A 17,484-nucleotide genomic window follows, 5' to 3' on the forward strand; every position below is an offset into this window, starting at 1 on the left:
GAGCACTCAACCGCGGCTTCCCGTGGCGGGGCGGCGCGCAGCCCAAATTCGGCGGCGTGCCGAAGTGGCTTCCACCGGATCGAATAATTCGCGGAGTTGTTTGGCGATCAAGGCAGCGTATGTTGGTCCACCATGATTTCAGAGATCTTTCGTAAACCATCGTCGCTCCCGCTGGACCTGCGTTTCCTCGCCGGCGGGGGCGAGGCGACCAAGCTAATCCTGGCCCGGGAATGGGCGACCCATCCACTCGGTTCGCCGGCCGGCTGGCCGGAAGCCTTGAAGGCCACACTCAGCACCGTCCTGAATTCGCCCGAATCAATGATTCTTGCCTGGGGACGCGACGACCTGACGTTCTTCTTCAACGAGACCTACTTCCCGCTGCTCGGCCCCCGCGTTTCATGGGCAATGGGTGCCAGGTTCGATCAGGTCTGGGCCGATGCGTGGGATCAGGCAAAACCCATCATCGAAGATGCCTTCACCGGCCGCAGTCAGCGCTTCACCGATATGCCATGGAAGCTCGGCACCGACCGCGGGGCTCCCGACACCTGGTTCACCTTCTCCTATTCGCGGGTTCTGGACTCCGACGGTGAAGTGGCTGGCCTCTTCATCCTTACCAATGAGACGACTGAGCGCGTTCTCGCCGACGCCGCCCTTCGACAGAGCGAGGAGCGCCTGCGTCTCGTCATCGAGGGAGCGAGGGATCACGTGATCTTCACGACCGATCCCAAGGGGGTGATCCAAAGCTGGTTCGCCGGCGCCGAAGCCGTACTTGGTTGGTCTTCAAGCGAAGCCGTCGGTCGGTCGCTCTCGGTGATCTTCACCGAGGAGGACCGCGCCAATGGAGTCGACGTCAGAGAGATGGCGAATGCAGCCCGCGACGGATACGCAAGCGACAAGCGCTGGCATCTCCGCAAGGATGGCTCGCGTGTCTACCTGAACGGCTCGATGCATCCACTCGCGAAGGACGATCTCGGTGAAGACCGGGGCTTCATCAAGATCGCGCGCGACGACACTGCCAGTCTGCGCGCGAAAGAGGAACTCGAAGAGCTGAACGGAACGCTAGAACAGCAGGTTGCCGAACGGACCGCCGATCGGAATCGGCTGTGGCAGCTGTCATCCGATCTTATGCTAATCGCCAGCTTCGACGGCATCCTGGAGGCGGTAAATCCCGCTTGGACGCGCATTCTCGGCTGGTCCGAAGTCGAGCTTATAGGCCAGCCACTCTTCTCCTTCATACATCCTGACGATCTCGCCCATACAATCGCGGGGGCATCGGCGATCTCGGCAGGCGAGGCTTACACCCGTTTCGAAAACCGGTATCGCCACAAGAACGGTAGCTACCGCGATATCGTTTGGGGCGCCGGCCCTGGTGATGGGAAAATCATCGCGGTCGGACGAGATTCCACACATGAGAAGGCGAATGCGCGGGCGCTTGCAGAGGCTGAAGGACACCTTCGGCAGTCCCAGAAGATGGAGGCGGTCGGGCAGTTGACCGGTGGTCTGGCCCACGACTTTAACAATCTACTCACCGGCGTCATGGGTAATCTAGAGCTGCTCCAGCTACGCCTTGCGCGCGGCAAGTTCGATGACGCGGAACGGTTCATTTCGTCGGCACAGGGGGCTGGCCGAAGGGCAGCGTCACTTACCCAGCGACTGCTCGCGTTCTCGCGACGCCAGACGCTCGATCCGAAGCCCACCGACGTCAACCGGCTGATACGAGACATGGAAGACTTGCTCCGTCGAACGGTCGGCCCGACCGCCGCTATCGATGTAGTCGCAGCTCCAAACCTCTGGACCGCGATGATCGACGCGACGCAGCTCGAGAGCGCGGTGCTCAACCTGTGTCTAAACGCGCGCGACTCCATGGCTGTCGCCGGACGCCTCACGGTCCAGACGGCCAACGAACTCCTGGACGCGCAGGCGGCGCGCTTATTGGACCTCTCGGCTGGAGAGTATCTGTCGATCTGCGTAACCGATACCGGTGCCGGCATGTCGGCAGCAACGATCCAACGGGCGTTCGAGCCCTTCTTCACCACGAAGCCGATCGGTGAGGGAACCGGTCTGGGGCTTTCGATGATCTATGGCTTCGCTCGTCAGTCGAATGGGCAGGTCCGGATTGAATCTGAGCTGGGAAAAGGCACGACGGTTTGCATCTATCTCCCTCGATACGTGGGTGACGCGCAGGCCGAGGATGAGGTGACCGAGGTCAGCTCGCCCCCCGCGGCGGCAGGACAGACGGTGCTCGTCGTCGACGACGAAGCGACGATCCGGCACCTGATCGACGAAGTCCTGGACGAGCAGGGCTACACGGTCATAGGCGCCGCTGACGGGGCTGCGGGGCTGAAGGTGCTCCAGTCGGGAGCGCGGATCGAGCTGCTCATCACCGATGTCGGTCTGCCCAACGGTCTGAATGGGCGTCAGGTCGCCGACGCAGCGCGCGTTCTTCGACCGGGCCTGAAGGTCCTATTCATAACTGGCTATGCCGATAACGCCGCGGTGGGCAATGGGCACCTCGAGCCTGGAATGGAGCTTTTAATCAAACCGTTCACGATGCATGCGCTTACCGAAAAGGTGGCAGAAATGCTGCGAACTGACCTCCGGGCACCTGTCTAGCAGTTATGGAGGCCCGCCTTTCGCTAGGCACCTCCAAAGCTGCGACGTGGTATCGGCTGATTCCCGCTCGTACCGCTGCTGAGCCTGACCGATCGCCCAGCAACGCTCAAGGTCAAGGTATAAAAATCAGTCCAACCTGGAACATGAACAAATAGCGCGTGAGGACTCTAACGGCTGTCAGGATGCCGACATTCAGACCCATAAGTCGCCGCTCAGACGCGCTTCCGAGCTTCTCGAAAGCGGTCACTCGTTAATCTGGGGTGCCGGCAGGCTTCGTGTCCGGTCGAGCGGCCGGAATGATCTGGCTTGGGACGAAGCCGTCATCCGCTAGCCCAGTTTGAAAGTCTGCTGGGTCGTTGAAACGGACTTCGAGAAACATTGGCATTGTTAACTTGGACCTGTCACTCACCTCGCGTTATCCGGACAGCTTCCGCCGGAAAGGCTGGAGCGTGATCGACGACGAATGGAGGGGGAGGAATGGCGAGAACTGCCTACGTCGCGCCTATGGTGTTCTTCAACATTGGTTGGATGACGCACTATCATGGCGCAGCATCGGACGACCGAACGCTTGGCGGGCACGGTCATTTGAAGACCAGCACTCACGGCGCCGAGGCCTATAACTTTGTGCCATTCGAAGGACGGTTTCACGGCTATCGTCCGACCGGCGAAAAGGGCGTGAATATCCGTCGGCTCGGAGCCGGTCCTAACGACGACAGTATAAGTGGCGTCACGGTAGTGTGGATGGCGCGCCGCCCGAATAGCAAAGATACCGTGATTGTCGGATGGTATCGCAACACCACCGTGCACCGCACTGTGCAGGCGATCCCCGCGGCCGCTCCCGCGCGCGAATGGCCTGAATACATGGTCGATGCCGCCGTCGAGGATTGCAGGCTGCTTCCCATCACCGCACGGAACTTCCAAATCCTATCGGCGCATCGAGTGGAAGGCGGTTTTGGTCAGTCACCCACCTACTACGACGCGCTGGATCTGTACCGCACCAAGGTCGCGGCATACATTGACAGCGTGGACGTCAACGTCAGCGTCGCGAAGCGCAGAGGTGGGCGCGGCAGCCCGCGCAACATGAATCCTGAAGTTCGGCGGCAGGTCGAAGAAACCGCCGTCAAACACGCGACTACCTATTACGAGTCGGAAGAAGGCGGTGCCTGGGAGGTGGAATCGGTCGAAGCTCTTGCGCGGGGTTGGGACCTTGAATGCAAACGTGACGATAAGGTTCTGTACATCGAAGTCAAAGGCTGCAGCGGGAACGAGGTGAGAGCCGAACTTACGCCAAACGAATGGTCGAAGATGAACGACCGAAATTTTCGTCAAAACTACGTTCTATACGTGGTGACTGGCTGTCTTAGCGAAGCGCCTCTCGCATCTATATTCCAACATGAGAAAAAGCTCGGCTGGCGGACGATGGATGGCAGAAGTCTGAAAATTGAGGAGCGGATGGCGGCGCGGGTGTCGTGCTTGGACTCAGGTTTGGGACAGCGCAACGATGCGCATAACGCGGACGGAGGTATTCGCCGTCGTTCGGCGTAGATGATGCGCTCGACCGCTTCCGACGTAGCCGAACGTTTGTCGGGCGGATGTGAACGCCCGGCCTGGTCGACTCTCGCCGCTTCAGCGACGACCCAAACTCGGACGCTCAGAACCGGCTTGCCTCTCCCCAACTCCGGACATCCGCTAACCTCACGAATGGTTTGGACGAGAAGCGCATTCCGCTTGCCCTGAACCTCGGCCGGTCTGGTGAGGAGCCGTCCAAGAGACCCGACTGACTGCTGCTGATTCCTGATCGCTTTCAATCGACGGCTTCGCATCTGTCGATCGTACGAGCCATGCGCCAGCCAATCGCTCGCTTTAGCAGAAACGCGTGCCGTGACCGGAACAACGCAGCGTTTTCTGAGGTCTCAGAGCGCGACGCGCAGGCGACGTGCCCGCTCCTTGAACGCATCCTCGCCACCCTCAAGGATGGCACAGACCCGTTTGCGAATATCCTCCTCGTCCAAGCCGCCCGACCGGTAAGAAATCGGCGGCATCTCGCCCGGTACATGCGTGCCCGCCTGAGCAACGATGATCTGGTCCGCGTCGGTGTTGATGACGAGATTGGCGTTGTGAGTGACCATGATGACCTGCCGCCGGAATTTCGCCTGAGCGAACAGCGGCACCAGCTCGTCGAAGATCGACTTGGGGTCGAGGTTTTCCTCCGGCTGATCGATGATCAGCGGGCGATCATCGGACTGGTCCAGCGCCAAGTACAGCAAGAGCAAGACGATCCCTCGTGTGCCCGGCGACAGATTGCGAATATCTGTGCCATCGTATCTGACCGAATATTGCACGCTGATATGGTCGGTACCGTAGAGCCACTTGGCGAACGCCCGAAGCCATGCACGGTGCGCGGCGGGGTCGGTCTCACTCACGCGCGAGCTCGCCAATAGGACTTGGTCGTGGGCGGTGCGGAAGGCCCGCATGGCATCGGAGACCTCTTCCGCCGTACCGCTCAGCCAAGCGCTTCGAAGGTGCGCGTCGGCCAGTTCGAACAGCGTACCCCGGCCTTTGAACGGCCCGGCTTTGCGCAGGTCGACGAACGCCTCCCCTGCCCGTGCCCATTGCTCCACATTTGCGACCCGCCGCACCGTGAAGGACAGCTTGCCAAGCGTCCCCGGCGCCGCGTCGAGCCTCGCCTTGATGGGCGCGTAGAGGTCATTGAGGACCCGCTCCTCCGCGATCACGGCCTCGAAAACATTGCGATAGGCCGTCGCGCGGTCCGCAGTGAGGACTTCCCGGCGCTGGGCCGCTCCAATCGCATCCGTCAGGCGCTCCTTCAATCCCTTGGCGAGATCACCCTCGCCGGTCATGCGGTTGGTCAGCTGCGCGAACTTTTCCTGGGTCGCGCGATCGACATTGATGATCTGGCTCAAGCGGACGATCTCAGACTCCAGCGTGGCGAGCGGCTGGCGCGCGAGTTCACAATCTGGCCCCAGTGGGACGGCCGGGATCGTTGGATCGACCGGAACGCCTTTCCATGAAGCGACGCTTGCCCGGGCCTTCTGCAGTCGATCGACCAACACCTCCCCGACCCGGCCGATGAAGTCGGTGCCGAACGGATCCCAATCGGCATCCTTCAGGCCGCTCGAACCGAATTTCGCCCGCAGCCGGCGCAACGTTTCGGGCGACTGGTTTCGCCGAAAGTCGGCAACCTCGTCCTGCAGCGTCAGAAGCTGCTGCTCCTGCACGCTGAAATGCCGGACATAGCCCCGGACCGTCTCAGCGGCGGCACTTACGTCGTTCAGCCGCGCGGCTGTCTGCGCGTCTCCTTTCTTCACCAGTGTCGCGCGCTCCTGCGAGGCTCGGGCCACTGACTGCTCGCGTTCCGCGATCAGCTTTTGCAACGTGGCGATGCTCTTGGTCTTCTCGATCTCCTCCCCGATCCGATCCGACAGATTGATCAGAGCGGTCTCGTCCCGAATACGGGCTTCGCGATGTCTGGCCGCCCTCAGATCCAACAGCGCGTCGAAATCGGTCGCGCCGTCGCGAGTGCTGACCGAGTGGGAGTCGAAGACGACGCGCTCGACCTCGCGAAGCAATTCATCCGAAACGCCATCGGACGAGCACAGCCGATCGACAAACTGCTGCGAGAGGTATTGCGCCCTTCTGATCTGAAATATGTCGTCTTCCGTCGCGTCGGCGATCGATCGCTCGTCTGCGTCGCCCGCCGCCCAACGGATCCGGACCGCAACATCCCCCAGGAAGTCCCGGGCGCGGTACAGGAAGGACTGCTTGTGCTGTTCCAGCGGCAGTGGGACGGCGTCGCACCCGGCAACGATCAGCTCGGCCAAGGCGGTCTTGCCGGAACCCCGCGCTCCGATGATCGTCACGAGGCCCGGATTGATAGGAATATCGGGCGTCGCCGCCCAAGTTGCGTTCCTGATCGCCACCCCGGTGATGACCTGCGATCGCGACGCGCCCGTCGGCGGGACTTCGCCGACGAACGAGCGTTCCGGCGTGATGCACGCCTGCCGAAGCGCATCGAAGGTCGGCGCGCCTTTGATCCAGCTGAAGCGATTGCCATAGGGCGCGCCGACGCGATCAAGCTCGTGGGCGTCGCTGCCGTGCAGGCAGGGCTTCGCCATACCGTATTTCCGCTGAAATTCCTCGTGCGGCAGCTTGCGGCCTAACCAGAAATCGCGGTCTCCCGGCGTTGCGGAGAAGACCGCCCGCGCAAATTTCTCCACTTCCCGCCGTAGCGTCGCGTCGGCACCGTCGCGGAGACCCGAGGTACCGTCCGCTCCCGCCGCGACGGCCACGATGATATTGTCGCGCGCCCAGCGGAAGCTGCTGAAGATCTCCTTCAGCTGGTCGAAGCTGACCTTGAACTGTGTCGAGCCGAAGCGCCGCGCCGCGCCCTCATCACGGATGGAGGGGTCGGCCTTGAAGCCCAGCCTGGTAAGCTCAGTCGGTGTGCAGCTGAAGCGATCCTCGAGCGCCGCAAAGGTGATGTTTGACAGGATGCGATTGAGCTCGGCCAAATGATTGGGGTCTTCCGGGGACACGAGCAGGTGGACGTTCACCCAAGCGCCGGCCGCTGTGCCGAGGCCAAGGCGCATTTCGACGTTCGGGAATAGCGTCGTGCAGTTCGGGAGCCGCGCCTCCTCGTCCTTCGCCTTGCGCAGTCGGGCATAGGTGTCGGTATTGTAGTAGTCGGTGACCCCGATTACCTCGAGCGCCGGCGTGATGCCCTCTAATTTCGCAACATACTCTTCCCACGCGGCAGCGCCAGCGAACAGATCGTTGAGCTGCGTACCCGGAGCATGTACGTGAGGCTCCCACCGCCGCCACACCGATCCAACGCCCGCCTGATCGTCCACAGCCATCATCCCCTTTGTGTCGCATTGTTGCGGGATCGATCGAAAATTCAAGCGCTCGGCATCGCCCCAGCCCGCTCGCCGTCGTCTTGATCGCTTCCACTGGTGGCGGTCGAGCGGTTTAGTCCCCCGCCACCGTCGTCGTGCCCGTCCGGCGCCGAGCCCTGCGCGATCATCCATTCGCGACCGGTTCGGGCCTCAAGCCTGGCGATGATCTTCGCGCCGCGGTCGGCGAAGATATCATCGAGTGCGTCGACGAGCTTCGGCCAGTCGTTCGACCCGCCGATGTAGACTCCAAGCCGCGTACCCAGCGTCACGACGTAGCGACCATCCTCCTCGGCGATCTCCATCTCGTCGTTGACAGAGTGATGCTCGTCGACGTGCGCGTAGCGTTTGTTGCGCAGGTCGATGATCTCGTCATGCGCTGCGCGCAGCGGCGTGGGCAGCGCGTCGCGCGCAAAACCGCTGCCACCGCCACCGGTGTAGAGGCGGACATAGGTGGCGAGAAACGCCGTCGTCAGCATATCGAGTTCGAGAAGCGCCTCCATGTCCGCCTTGAAACGGCACTCGGCCAAGCGATCGCGGACGTGCCGAAGCACGACGACATGATAGTAGGAGAGCGATAGCCGAGAGAGCTGCTTCAGCTCCTTAGCGGCCAGGGCGAGAACCCGTCGCCCCTCCTCTGCACGCGCTTCAAGGGCCGTCCGCCATTCGTCCGGCAGGTACTGCGTCGACTCTTCGGGAATGACGTAATAGCCGTCCTCTTCTTCGTCCTCCGCATCGTCCACACTAGACCCTGCGACCGGCTCCGTTTCCACGTCACATAGCGGGTGTTCGGCGCCCTCGCGGCCCCTGGCGCGATCGAGCTCTTCCGCGGGCACCACCTCTTTTGCTTCGGCTTCCTGATCTTGCTTATCCATGCACGATCGTCACCCGAAAATCTGATAGGTCAAGGTCGCTTCAGACCGTGGCTATGCAAAGGAGGCACAGGAGACGAGCGCGTTGCTTCACGACGGCCTCCCCAGTCTATCGGTACGGTTATTTCGCGCGGCTGCCCACCCTTGGAGCGGACAGCCGCCGTCGCAATCCCGCTGAATGAACGGCAGCTCCCTTTCGGTGACCGTTTGGCGCTTCCCAGCTTCGGACACTTGTTCATCTTGGCAAAGCGGCAGTCGGCAAAGTGTTGACGGCCGAAAGTGGGCACATTCCTTCCGTTAAAAAGCGTCGGATCGAATGTCATCTGTGGACGCCCCTTCGGATGCAAGCGTTAAATCGGGGTATGTTGGCACGTAGTCGGATGCTGTCATCTGTCCGGCCTCGATGAGCAGCGCCATAGCTGCGGGCCAGTATGGGAGTTCGCGGACCGGATCCATTTCAGCTTTGCGCGCTTGGGTAGCGCTCCGCCATTCCCTGGTTCTTCCAGCCCCGTCTCGCCGACTGTTGTGCCATACCCTCCTTCGACCGCCTACGTCCCCGACGCCTCTGACCGCCGTCCCGGCTTACGCCGCGGCCGCTGCCGGAGCCCTGTAATCTTCCTTTTTGGTGAGCAACGCCCAGACCATGCGCGCCATCTTGTTGGCGAGCGCAACCGAGACGAGCATGCGCGGCTTGCGCGCCAGCATCCGCTCCAGCCAAGAACCCGCTGGTGCACCGTGGCGACAGGCCTGGCGCACCATCGAGCTGCCGCCGATGATCAGCAGTCGTCTGATCGTTCGCTCGCCCATCTTCGATATGCTGCCGAGCCGTTGCTTTCCGCCGGTTGAGTGCTGACGCGGCGTAAGGCCAAGCCATGCCGCGAAGTCGCGGCCTTTGTGGAACGTCTCGATCGACGGAGCGAGCGCGATAATCGCCGTCGCTGCGATGGGTCCGATACCCGGGATGGTCATCAGCCGCCGGGCCGCATCATCCGCCTTCGCCCGCCGCGCGATCTCGCGGTCGAGCACCGCGACCTGCTTGCCGAGCTCGCCCAGGAGATCGACCATAAGCGTGAACATCGGTCGCGCCGCCTCCGGCAGGGTCGAGGTCATCTCCTCATCTTCCAGAAGATCAGCCAGCATCGTCATGTGCGCCGTCCCGCGCGGTGCCACCCAACCATATTCCGCCAGGTGGCCCCGGATCGCGTTGATCAGCTGGGTGCGCTGACGCACCACCAGATCGCGGGTCCGGAACACGAGCCCTGCCGCTTGCTGCTCCTCGCTCTTCACCGCGGCGAAGCGCATGCCGGGGCGCTGCGCCGCCTCGCAGATCGCCTCCGCGTCGATCGCGTCGTTCTTGTGCCGTTTCACAAACGGCTTCACGTACGCTGGCGGGATCAGCCGAACCTCATGTCCCATCGCCTGCAGCTCGCGCGCCCAGTGATGCGCGCCGCCGCACGCTTCGAGCGCAACCACGCACCCCGGCTGACCGGCGAAGAAGTCGAGCAGCTTGCCCCTCGTCAGCTTCCGACTGAACACCATCGCACCGCGCTCGTCGGCGCCGTGCGCATGAAAAACGTTCTTGGCGATATCCAGACCGATTGTGATAACCTGCGACACGGACGCCTCCCTCAGTGGTGAATCAACACCTCCACTCTGGCACATAGATGCCGTCGGGGGGCGTCCACCCCATCAGCTTTTGCTCAGAGCAGACATTCGGCGCTTGCCTGAGAGGCATCGCAGAGCGACAGAGCTACGCCCGGATCCATCTCCACGATCTACTGCTAAGGCTCGCCTTATTCTCACGCCCTATCAACTGCCGCTATTCGTCCGCTATTTCGACGGCGTGGACCTTGCCGTGTCTCGGCGGCTGCTGCGCCCGGTCGCGCCGAGCGAAACGACGCTTACCCAGGAATTCTGCGCGCTCATGGACGCGGGCACTCAGCGGCGGGAGGGCTCGCTTTCGTTCGATGCTGAAGCCTTGCAGACCGCTCTGGCGCGTCCCGGAGACATGGTCGATGTCCAAATCTCGATCGAGACCCACCAACATGGCCCGCGCCTTGAGGCCTATGTCTCGCAGTCCGATTTCGGACTAATCCTCGAATACCAGAACACCGTCCTTCCCGAATTCAACTGGAAGGCGGCCTATTTGATGCAGGCCAAGCGTCTTTTCCCCGAAGCCGCCGGCGGTTATGGGCTCGCGTCCGCCTTCACGAGCATCTCGGCCGCGCAGCGGCGGCGGATGCATGACATTGAGGCCATTCTCGGCAGCGGGGCACTGCGCTACTGGCTCTACATGCCGCCAACGCAAGGATATGATCCGACCTCGGCTGCTGCGATCCGGGCTCTCCACACTCGCAACCTGTCCGGCAACATCTTCGACTATGCGCTGGGTCTGGCGCTGCGGGATGCGCTCGCGCACACCGGCGGGATTGAAGCGGGACTTTGGACCACCGGACTCGACGCTGGCGATACCGCCTTCGACATTCATGAGGCCGCCTTTCGTACGGCCCGTCCCTTCACCTGGTTCATTCTCGAGCATTTTTCGAATGTACGATCCACCTTCGGGTTGGATGGCGCGCTAAACTCAGATGACTGGGGGTCCTCCGGCATGGAGCGCGTCGCCAGTATCGCCGCAGGCGATCGACGAGCGGCGCAGGCGCTAATCGACGAACTCGGCAAGAAGGCGCGTGATCCGGATTTCGATCCCGCTACGATGACCGTGCTGCCCGCGCACAGCGTGACGATCAAGCTGCGCTCGGGACCGCGCGACGGCATCGACCTGCCGACTGCGGCGCGTGACCGCTATTGAGCGATCGCCAGTCACCGCCGCTATGACGATCGCCTGAGGCGCGTATCCACGTCCGACCTTTCAATTCGCACGAGCGGGCGTGATCCGGCCCGGCAACCGACCCAAGCGTCAACATTTCATCCGCGGCCGATGCTGCGGCACTTTACCGACGAGGACGACCGCCATTAAGGCGGAAGGGCTGGCCAGCGGGTTTGCGCGACCCGAATGGTAGGTTTCAGCAAAGGTCGACGCTCATATCAACGACGCTGAAAGGCTGAGCTGGTCGGAACTGGTCCCGCCCCGTGCGGTCACCTCGCTTCTTAATGGTCTCGCCCCCAAAAGGCTCCGCGCATCGTGCGTGCGCGAACAGGCTACTCGTCGTATACCCAGTTCGCGATCGTCATGCAGGAGACGAAGCACGCAGCGCTGCTATCGGCATCCCCGCGCGCAACATTTCGGACGACGGCTATGGGCACAAAGGTAGCGAAGTGCATGAGACCGGACCGGCACGACTTTGATCGCCTGACGGCGGACACCATGTTCCGCGCGGGAATGTCCCCGCGCGACGGTGATGTAATCTACTAGACTGGGCGAAACCTTTGCTCGGCTTGGAGCGGCGAGCTCAACCTGTTCGATCTGGTGACTGAAACCGCCCACTACTCTCCCCCGGCAGGAAAAGGAGCGGTGCCGCCCACATCGCTGCAGCTCACAGCCTACTTCGGCTTCTCCTCCCCGCCGTCGTTCTCCGTGGGAACATCGTTATTGGCCGCCGCCGTGACGGCGGCGGCATCTGCAGCGGCGTCCTCTGAAGCCGCTGGATCGGCATCCGGCCCGTCGGGCTTCTCGTTTGCCGGAAGAACACCCCAGCTGCGGAGACGGTCGGCACGCATGGGCGACCTAGCGGCGATTCGCGCGAGTGCCTCGTCGAGCGACGCACGCATCCCGAGTGCACCCGGATGGCTCGCGAGCCGATCGGCCCATTCCATCATGCCCTTCACGTCGTCGGCTGCATTGCCATCGAAAAGCTGGACGAGTTCGTCCGCAGTTAGGCGCGAGAGTCGCGCTGAGTCCTCATCCGGGTTGTATCCGCTCGTCCGGGCCATCTGCTTGAGCATCTCTGCCGGATCACGCGCATCCACTATGGCGGTACGCTCGGCCTCCATCGCGGCCAGCAGTTCCTCATCAACCGGATCGTCGTGGAAGAACCGGTTCCATTTCGAGAAGAAGTCGGGCTTGCTACGGTTTGCGTCGATGTACTTCACGACGAGTTCAGAAGCCTGGGCTTCGCGTCCGTAGCGCCTCAGGAATCGGACGCCCGAGTTCATATTAACCGGCGATATCTCGCCGAGGTTCTCCATCGCTCCGGCGACCATCGCATCCAAAATGACGTCGTCGTCTGTTGTCAGGCTGCTGTGGAAGAGCTCCCACGCCAGCGAGAAGCTGTCCTTCCGCCTATTCCGCTTCAGGCGCTCGCCCAGAGCCTGCGCCGCCGCCCTTAAATCGTCACCGCGGAAGTAGCCGATCGCAACGCCATCGATGATTGCTGCATCCAGTTCGTCGGTCGTTCGATATCCATACTTCGAAAGGATCTCACGCCACTTTTTCCTTTCCTCCGGCTCGTCCTCTCGTCGGAATAGGCCGGTCGTGGAGTTGAACTCACGTACAAAGTCGAGGCCGGGTGCGAGGTCCGGTTGCAGGAAACACCATCCGGCCAGGACAACGGTCACGACCGCCTGCTCGACGACTTCCGTTTCAACACCGACCACCTCCGTCTCGATGAGGCGCGCCCATCGCTCAATTTTCTTCATGACCCGCATATTGGTCACGCCGAGCGCGACGAGACGGTCGCGCAGCTTCTCCGCGACAGGGTCCGTGCCAACTATCGCGATTGCCGCGGCCTCCGCGCTGGTCGGCTCAAATAATAGGAACGTATCTACAACCTTCTCGAGCTGACGCTGGAGTTCCTTTGCCTCCTCCGGCTTCGTCTGCTCTTTGTTTAGGAGGAGCACCACCTTGCAATGGCGCTGCTCGCGGAGCATCGACGTAAGGCCAAGGATATCGCGCATTTCCAGCGCCTTCCCGGCCCGTTCGAGGTCGTCGAAGCAGATCAGCTGGTTGCGCACGGTGAGAAACGCCTCGCGGTAAAGTGCGTCGCCCGCATCCTTCATGCGGAAAAACCCCGCCGCGATCTCCAGTGCCGGACGGCTCTTCCGAGCGAAGGTCTCGCCCTTACGAATGATTTCGTGGAGGCTTGACGCATCGGGGACGGACGACGACCCTTTGTTCACCGTGTTCTCCACGATCGCGTTGCGCAGCTCGCCAAGAGATGTCAGCCCGAAGAGCGACACGTAGGCATAACGGCTCAGCCCCACTCGCCCAACTCTCTCCGCCTCCTTGAGGAAGGTCTGCCAAGAATAGGTCTTGCCTACGCCCCACTGCCCGGAGATGCAGAGCACTTCCGGCGCAGACGACTGAATGAAGCGCTCGATCTCGGCGCGGACAACAGCTGTGGACAACGAATAATCCTTACATCGCGGTAGGGTGAACGAAGTGCAGGCCTGGGCGAGAGCACGTTCTGGCCTAGTTCCGCAAACGGCTCAAGTTGGTCGACACCTGCCGCGGCAGCGACGCCCCATTTTCGGGCATTGTGTGTTACCGAAGCGCCTCTCCCAACCGGACGGTTATTCAGCCTTCCAATTTGGCGTGAACTGGCCGTTAGCCGACGGGCAGATTATCAGGACCAGCGACAGAAAAGCTGACCCCGCATGCCGGTCTTATCGATTTAAACGCATCAGAGGGTGGACGGAGCGGCCGTTCCGAGGCAAGTAGAAGCCTCGGATGCGATCCGCGCGCGATCGTCGTAGATGGAGCACGAACAAGGGGAAGTCACTTTGCAGACGGCGATCGATGCGCTCGCTGAGACTTTCCCGATCGAGCAGACAAAAGGCGGTCGGTCAAACTACCGGTCAGCCGGCGACAGCTTCAAGCCCTATCCTGTCGATACGAGCGTGGCACTTGCGGGATTGCTGGATCGTTTCGAACGCGACCAGCAACCCGCCGCGATCTCCTTCCGACAAGTGGTTTCTTGGCTGAAGGTAGGCGAGCGCGCTTCACATTATCTGCATTCGTATCCGGCGAAATTGCTGCCGCACATTGCGCATTTCTTCCTCGCCAATCGCTCGCTGGTCGGGGCGGACGAGGTCGTACTCGACCCGTTCGGCGGCTCGGGAACCGTGGCGCTTGAAACCATCTTGTCCGGCAGGACCGCGCTCTACGCTGACGCCAACCCGCTAGGCCGTCTCATCACCGCCGTAAAGACGCGATCGATCGATCCTGCGTCGCTTGCCGCTGCGGGCGCAGAGGTTCGCGAAGGCTTTTGCCGGTCGCGCGCACGCAAGCTCCCTGACGTCGTCAACCTGCAGAAATGGTTCGATCCAAGCATCACGTCGGATCTCGTCCGGCTCCGCGCGGCGATCGGTGCGTTGGACGACCAGGCTATGCGCGATTTCATGCGCGTGACCTTCTCCGCCGTGGCCCGCAAGGCGAGCAATTCCGATCCGCGCTTCTCGGTGCCAGTGCGCTATCGGGAAGGCGAGACGCGTAACGAGCTCTCGGCCATCGATCTATTTGAAGCTCAGCTCAAAGCGAACATCGCAAGGATCGGCGCGCTCAGACAGGTTGTTTCCTTGGGAAGCGCCGTCCCCGCCGGGATCGACGCACGGCAGCTGACGACGGGTGCTGGTGAGCGCTTGCCGGACAATTCAGTGGGAATGATCCTTTCGTCTCCGCCTTACGCCAGCGCGCAGAAATATGTCCGCGCCGCGAGCCTCAGTTTGGGCTGGCTCGATCTCGCGCCCTCAAACGGGCTCCGCCGGCTCGAAGATCAGACCATCGGTCGCGAACATCACGCAAAGGCGAGTTGGGCCAATGTCGGCTCGACTGGCATCGACCAGGCCGACGCTCTCATTGAAGAGATTTCAAAGGAGAACGCCTCGCGCGCAAAGATCGTCGGCACTTATCTAATTGAGATGCGCGCGGCACTGACCGAAGCCGTGCGCGTGCTTCGACCTGGTGGCTGCTTCGTGCTGGTGATCGGCGACAATACCGTCTGCGGCCGCCGCTTCGCGTCCTCCGAGTATCTTCGGCTTATGCTGGAGGGGATGGGAATGACAACTATCCTCTCTCTTGTCGATCCGATCCCCTCGCGCGGCCTGATGACCCGCCGTAACGAAACCGCCGGGATTATCGCTTCGGAATCAGTTATCGTGCTCCGTAAGGCAGCCTGATCGGAAATGACCGACCTCGACAATCTGTTCGCTACCGATGAGGTCACGCTTGAACAGACTTGGGACATGCTGCGCGTCCGGATCACGGTGCTGAACGAGCGGGTTTGGGAAAATCGCAGCCAATGGCCTCAGGTTGAGGCATGGCTAGCGAATTTTGACGGCCGCGCCGGCTTCGAGCCTGAAATTGAGAAGCTTCACGCGCTGTTCCTACTCTCGCAATTCCTGTTCATCGGCAGCGCTGAAACGCGTGTTCTTCTGCAGTCGGTTTATCGCGACCTTTTCCTGATTCCTTTGGTCCAGGAAGTCCGGGCTTCGCTCGGAGGGTCTCGAAATCCGGCGATCGTCGAAGCTGCGGTGGATGAGGCCTTGGCGAAGACGCGGTTTTTGGGTGTCGGCAACCCATCGGAGAGCGGCGTCCACCTACTCTATTATTTCCGACAGGAGAACCAGCTGTCGAAGCGGCTGTTTCTCGACTCGGCCGCCGTTTTCACGTCGACCCTGAGCAAGGATGGCACGATCGAGCGCGCGCTCGCGCATCCCGAGGTCGAACGCTACATTTTCGTCGATGATGTCTGCGGCTCCGGCGACACCGCCGCGGAATATTCGGAAGGGATTGTTACCGAGCTCCTAGCGCTCAAACCCGACGCGAAGCTTCATTATCTCGCGATGTTTGCGACGAGCAAAGGCATCGAGAAGGTCCGCACAACTAAATTCGGCGCTGGCAGCGCGGCCGTGTTCGAGCTGGACGACAGCTACAGCTGCCTGTCCGCCGGCGCACGCATCCTGCTCGATGCGCCGCCGCATATAGATGCGGCAACGCTTGAGAAGGTCGCAATGAGCTATGGCGGGTTGCTCTGGCCCAGCTGCCCCGGCGGCTGGGGCAACAATCAGCTTCTACTCGGCTTTCAGCATAACACGCCCGACAACACGCTGCCGATCATCTGGGCGGAAGGCAGCTCCACCCTACCTTGGACGCCTGCGTTCAAGCGCTATGCAAAATTGTAGGTCCCCATGGCCAGCTCATCGCAAGAAAATCCCTTCGACCTGAATAAGGCCTCTGATTTCACCGATCAGGAGATAGCCGATCAGTGGGTTGATCTCGCTAACACGGCGGGTGGCCTCGTTGACATTCTCAATCCGAAATCGCGGATGCCAATGTTTCTCCTCGGGGGCAAAGGGAGCGGCAAGACGCACCTAATGCGCTATTGCTCGGCGCCGGTTCAAGCCGCCCGCCATTCCGGCGATGTCGCGCAGGCTGCAATAGTGGATGGCTATCTCGGCATCTACGTACCGCTTGACGCACTCAACACTGACAAGTTCGCCCGTGAGGAGCCCGTCGAGGAATATTGGAGCATCGTCTTCAATCATTATTTCGAGCTGTGGCTCGCGACCGCGCTGCTGACCACGATCCGCGACTGCGCGCGATCCGCATCGTTGGTATTCGATGAGAAACCGTTCGTCGCGGCGGTCCTCGAGTTATTTGACATCGCGCCGGCGACCACCCCGTTCGATCTCGACGCGCTGCACGATCACCTCACGCGGACCCGCAAAAACATCGACAGTGTCGTCAATAACAGCCGGTTACGCGGCGAACGGCCGCTTTTCGACATCACTTTCTCGGCCGGACGTCTCGCATTCGGGATCCCTGAGCTGGTCGCGCGCCATGCTCCAGCCTTGAGCGATGTCCTCTTCGTCTATCTCATCGATGAGGTCGAAAATCTCACCGCCGATCAGCAGAGGTTCCTGAACTCTCTAATTCGCTATCGGCGCGGCAGTGCCACCATCCGTGTTGGCGGCCGGCTCTATGCCATGAAGACCTTGGAGACGACGGGCTCCGGTGAGCCAATTCGAAGCGGAGCCGAATATGAGCGAGTCGTCCTCGACGAGATTCTTCGTGAACAGCACGATCAATACAACGTTTTCGTCCGCAATCTAAGAGCCCGACTCATAATTCGAGCTTGGCAATACGGCGCGTCATTCGCCTGATGGATGAGACGACCATCCATGCCTCG

The 17,484-nt window shown here is 61.5% G+C and carries 10 protein-coding genes; 6 read left to right on the forward strand and 4 right to left on the reverse strand.

The genetic code is table 11. From position 1 onward, the window contains the following. Window positions 1–132: 132 nt before the first annotated feature. Window positions 133–2,613, forward strand: coding sequence for a PAS domain S-box protein (locus IE187_RS18245; RefSeq protein WP_189677441.1), 2,481 nt, complete (start codon window positions 133–135; stop codon window positions 2,611–2,613). Window positions 2,614–3,090: 477 nt separating this feature from the next. Beyond that, window positions 3,091–4,158, forward strand: a complete 1,068-nt coding sequence (locus IE187_RS18250) for a protein NO VEIN domain-containing protein (RefSeq protein WP_189677442.1) — start codon at window positions 3,091–3,093, stop codon at window positions 4,156–4,158. Between the two features lie 368 nt (window positions 4,159–4,526). On the opposite strand, the gene IE187_RS18255 is transcribed toward IE187_RS18250, so the two are convergent. The 3 genes from IE187_RS18255 to IE187_RS18265 all read right to left on the reverse strand — a co-directional run bounded on the left by IE187_RS18255 (window position 4,527) and on the right by IE187_RS18265 (window position 10,015). Next, window positions 4,527–7,484: a TrlF family AAA-like ATPase gene (locus IE187_RS18255; protein WP_229839496.1), complete on the reverse strand. Its 2,958-nt coding sequence runs from the start codon at window positions 7,482–7,484 to the stop codon at window positions 4,527–4,529. Between the two features lie 47 nt (window positions 7,485–7,531). Then, on the reverse strand, window positions 7,532–8,401 hold the full coding sequence (locus IE187_RS18260) for a hypothetical protein (RefSeq protein WP_189677444.1): 870 nt from the start codon (window positions 8,399–8,401) through the stop codon (window positions 7,532–7,534). A 579-nt stretch (window positions 8,402–8,980) separates the two neighbouring features. After that, entirely contained in the window at window positions 8,981–10,015 is a 1,035-nt protein-coding gene (locus IE187_RS18265) for an IS110 family RNA-guided transposase (RefSeq protein WP_189677445.1), read from the reverse strand. 238 nt (window positions 10,016–10,253) lie between these two features. Here IE187_RS18265 and IE187_RS18270 point away from each other — a divergent pair, with 238 nt between their 5' ends. Then, the gene (locus IE187_RS18270; protein ID WP_189677446.1) at window positions 10,254–11,207 is read left to right on the forward strand and encodes a hypothetical protein; all 954 of its coding nucleotides are present in this window, start codon (window positions 10,254–10,256) and stop codon (window positions 11,205–11,207) included. A gap of 692 nt (window positions 11,208–11,899) precedes the next feature. On the opposite strand, the gene IE187_RS18275 is transcribed toward IE187_RS18270, so the two are convergent. Continuing rightward, on the reverse strand, window positions 11,900–13,702 hold the full coding sequence (locus IE187_RS18275; protein ID WP_189677447.1) for a hypothetical protein: 1,803 nt from the start codon (window positions 13,700–13,702) through the stop codon (window positions 11,900–11,902). A gap of 375 nt (window positions 13,703–14,077) precedes the next feature. On the opposite strand from IE187_RS18275, the gene IE187_RS18280 reads away from it, so the two are divergent. The 3 genes from IE187_RS18280 to IE187_RS18290 are packed head-to-tail and all read left to right on the forward strand — an operon-like array spanning window position 14,078 to window position 17,458. Then, window positions 14,078–15,472: a hypothetical protein gene (locus IE187_RS18280; RefSeq protein WP_189677448.1), complete on the forward strand. Its 1,395-nt coding sequence runs from the start codon at window positions 14,078–14,080 to the stop codon at window positions 15,470–15,472. Between the two features lie 6 nt (window positions 15,473–15,478). Continuing rightward, window positions 15,479–16,477, forward strand: a complete 999-nt coding sequence (locus IE187_RS18285) for a phosphoribosyltransferase-like protein (protein ID WP_189677449.1) — start codon at window positions 15,479–15,481, stop codon at window positions 16,475–16,477. A 6-nt stretch (window positions 16,478–16,483) separates the two neighbouring features. After that, the gene (locus IE187_RS18290; protein ID WP_189677450.1) at window positions 16,484–17,458 is read left to right on the forward strand and encodes an ORC-CDC6 family AAA ATPase; all 975 of its coding nucleotides are present in this window, start codon (window positions 16,484–16,486) and stop codon (window positions 17,456–17,458) included. The last annotated feature ends 26 nt before the right edge of the window (window positions 17,459–17,484 follow it).

This window comes from Sphingomonas glacialis, from assembly GCF_014653575.1.
Lineage (GTDB): Bacteria > Pseudomonadota > Alphaproteobacteria > Sphingomonadales > Sphingomonadaceae > Sphingomonas > Sphingomonas glacialis.

Coding starts and splice junctions, on each gene's coding strand:
- IE187_RS18245 (WP_189677441.1), top strand. CDS start 133: ATGATTTCAGAGATCTTTCGTAAACCATCGTCGCTCCCGCTGGACCTG.
- IE187_RS18290 (WP_189677450.1), top strand. CDS start 16,484: ATGGCCAGCTCATCGCAAGAAAATCCCTTCGACCTGAATAAGGCCTCT.
- IE187_RS18285 (WP_189677449.1), top strand. CDS start 15,479: ATGACCGACCTCGACAATCTGTTCGCTACCGATGAGGTCACGCTTGAA.
- IE187_RS18250 (WP_189677442.1), top strand. CDS start 3,091: ATGGCGAGAACTGCCTACGTCGCGCCTATGGTGTTCTTCAACATTGGT.
- IE187_RS18260 (WP_189677444.1), bottom strand. CDS start 8,401: ATGGATAAGCAAGATCAGGAAGCCGAAGCAAAAGAGGTGGTGCCCGCG.